Annotated in this window: 4 protein-coding genes; all 4 read left to right on the forward strand. The window is 31.0% G+C overall.

What is annotated here, in order from left to right; all coding sequences use genetic code 11:
- On the forward strand, positions 1 to 369 hold a 369-nt coding region (locus BLU40_RS17670), incomplete at its 5' end, for a hypothetical protein (protein WP_175454833.1).
- A 302-nt stretch (positions 370 to 671) separates the two neighbouring features.
- On the forward strand, positions 672 to 992 hold the full coding sequence (locus BLU40_RS17260; protein WP_042294514.1) for a helix-turn-helix domain-containing protein: 321 nt from the start codon (positions 672 to 674) through the stop codon (positions 990 to 992).
- A 3-nt stretch (positions 993 to 995) separates the two neighbouring features.
- Complete coding sequence (locus BLU40_RS17265; protein WP_090126732.1) at positions 996 to 2,045, forward strand: DNA cytosine methyltransferase; 1,050 nt, start codon at positions 996 to 998, stop codon at positions 2,043 to 2,045.
- Entirely contained in the window at positions 2,042 to 2,884 is an 843-nt protein-coding gene (locus BLU40_RS17270; protein ID WP_090126735.1) for an NgoPII family restriction endonuclease, read from the forward strand. Before BLU40_RS17265 ends, BLU40_RS17270 begins: the two co-directional genes overlap by 4 nt.
- Positions 2,885 to 3,217 lie beyond the last annotated feature (333 nt).

Raw genomic sequence — 3,217 nt, forward strand, 5'->3', positions numbered from 1 at the left:
AAAGTACACGAATCAGAATCGGAATTTACATTCAAAGATGGTGTTTTAGTAAAAAGTGAGTTCACAAATAATAACTTTTTTAAATCTATTTATACGGAAGACTCTCAAAACTTAATAGAGTTTATAGAAAAACAATTGGACATAAAAAAACTTATAGAATCAGATAAAGAAATAGTAAAGTTTACTATTGTAATTAAAACAGGTAGTTCTAGAAATGATTTTTCAGTAAATATTAAAGGTGACCTTAAAATAAGTGAGAAAAATGAAATTATTAAAGTTATAAAGCAATTACCTAATTTTGATTACTATCATTCTAAAGGAAAAGTTTTAAAAAGAAAATTTTTCTTTACTATAGCATATAAAAATTAACCGAATAAAAAACGTATGCTAACAACTGGTATATTTTATAGCTTGGTTTTAGCACACATACGAAAATCCTAAAGGGATTTTCTTGGTCGGTAAATATTTACTAAATTTAGTGCTTAAACACGCCACAAAACATACCAAAAACCGTTGTGTTTCATACTGAACCAGCCGCATATTTTAGCACTTTCGATTTTTTGCCAAGGCTAAATTCCATCGCTTAAAAACCAAAAGAGCTAAAATTTCCCAACGCTCGAATTGAATATTCCAATTAAAATATATAAATTTGTCAAAAAATGACAAGTCTTATGAAAACCACATTTGGAGAATACATCCGACTTTTACGAAACGAAAACGAATTGACTTTAACTCAACTTGCAGCTAAACTAAATTTAGACTCTGCAAATTTGAGTAAAATCGAAAATGGAAAGCGAGATTTTGACGAAAAACGCTTACCAAAACTTGCGAAAATCTTCAAACTGAATCTTACAGAATTGCGGAATGAATATGTGACTGACCAAATTGGAAAGCATATTTACGAAACAAATTGCACAAAACAGCTTTTACAAGTTGCAGAGGAAAAAGCAGAATATCGCAGAACACTTAATAAATCACTTCAAACACAATAAAATATGAAAATAGTATCTTTCTTCGCAGGAGCTGGCGGACTTGATTTAGGCTTTCAGCAAGCTGGTTTTAATGTTATTTGGGCAAACGAATATGACAAAGAAATTTGGGAAACTTATGAGAAAAATCACCCTAACACGATACTTGACAAAAGAAGTATTGTAAATATACCAGCTGATGAAGTTCCAGAATGCGATGGAATAATTGGAGGTCCACCTTGCCAAAGTTGGAGTGAAGCTGGAGCCGCAAGAGGAATTAAAGATAAAAGAGGTCAATTATTTTATGATTTCATAAGAATATTAGAAGCTAAACAACCAAAATTCTTTTTAGCAGAAAATGTTAGCGGAATGTTGATTTCTAAACACACAGAAGCTTTAGAAGGAATTAAAGAACTTTTTAGAAATGCAGGAATAGGATATGAACTTTCTTTTCAAATGCTTAACGCATCTGATTATAATGTCCCACAAGACCGCAAAAGAGTTTTCTTTATTGGAATTAGAAAAGACTTGAATTTTAAATATCAATTCCCAACTGAAACTTTTCCAAAAATACCGCTTGAAGATGTTATATCTGATTTGAAAGAAGGTGTTTTACCGGCTTTAGAATACAACAATACAAATGGAGACAATTGTGTAGTTCCAAATCACGAATATATGATTGGAAGTTTTTCTACAATTTTTATGTCAAGAAACAGAGTAAGAAGTTGGGATGAACAATCCTATACAATTCAAGCAGGCGGAAGACACGCACCTATTCATCCTCAAGCACCAAAAATGAAATTCATAGAAAAGAATAAGAGAATTTTTGTTCCAGGAAAAGAACATTTGTACAGAAGATTAAGTGTAAGAGAATGTGCAAGAATTCAGACTTTTCCAAATGACTTTATTTTCCATTATAAGAAAGTGGCAGCAGGTTACAAAATGATTGGAAATGCTGTTCCTGTTAATTTAGCAAAGTTTTTAGCAAATAGCATTATGGAACAAATTAATGCTAACAAAAAAACAAATAAAGTAGTCAAAAAGACTCAAAAATTAAAAGAAGCAATTGCAATATGACAAATATTTTAGAGGCAATTTACAATATTGTCAATCATAAGAATTTTGCTATCCGAGAATTTTATTCAGGTAGAAATAGAGCAAATAGTATGGGAGAAGCTCTTGAAAACTACATTAAAGATGCTTTTGCTGACACCTTTGATTCTGAAGACGAACAAAGTCGATTAAAAACTTATAATGAAGAGTTTTCTTGGTTAGGTTCTCAAAACAATCCACCAGATATTATGATAAAAGGAGGAGATGCAATTGAGGTTAAGAAAACTCAAAGTGCAAACAGTAGTTTGGCTTTAAATAGTAGTTATCCTAAAACTGATTTAAGGCATACAAGTCCGATGATAACAAGTGAATGTAGAGATTGTGAAGAATGGACAGTAAAAGATTTAATATATTGCGTTGGACACACATCTGACACAAACATTAAGTCTTTATGGATGGTTTATGGAAGTTCTTATGCAGCAAAACACGAAACTTATCAAAGAATAAAAACAACCATTTCAGATGGAATAAAAACTATTCCTGACGTTGTTTTTGCAGATACAAAAGAATTAGGCCGAGTTAATCAAGTTGACCCATTAGGAATAACCAACTTGAGAATTAGAGGAATGTGGCAAATTGAAAACCCAAGAAAAGTATTCAATTATTTACACGAACCAACTGACAAAGACTTTGAATTAGTTTGCATAATTCCATTAGAGAAATATAATAGCTTTCCGAATGAAAGTAAAAGTAAACTTGAAGGAATAACTGAAAAAGGATTTAGTATTGAAGATAAGCAAATAAAAAATCCAAATAATCCTGCAAAATTAATTGAATGTAAACTGATAAAATTATGTGTATAAGCCAACGCTAAAAGTCATACACATTTGCAATTCGCTTCAGCCAACACACAAGCCAAAAATTGCAAAAGAGTATGTCTTTGCCAACGCTACAAACAGAACGGAAAAAAGTACGAAAACACAACAACGTATATAAAAAATAGCGGTTTTAGTGCTTAAGCAAAAGTAAATAAATATAAAAAGGGTCTGTGTTAATCTGAAAAGTTAGCACTTAAAAATCCGCTACTTTTCATATACAAGACCGTTGCCTGTAATTAAAGAAATGAGAACAAATAAGATAACTCAACTTAATTTTTATTCTCGTGAGAAACACGAACAAGAATGGTTAACATCAAA

This window comes from Lutibacter oricola (assembly GCF_900106565.1).
Taxonomy (GTDB): domain Bacteria; phylum Bacteroidota; class Bacteroidia; order Flavobacteriales; family Flavobacteriaceae; genus Lutibacter; species Lutibacter oricola.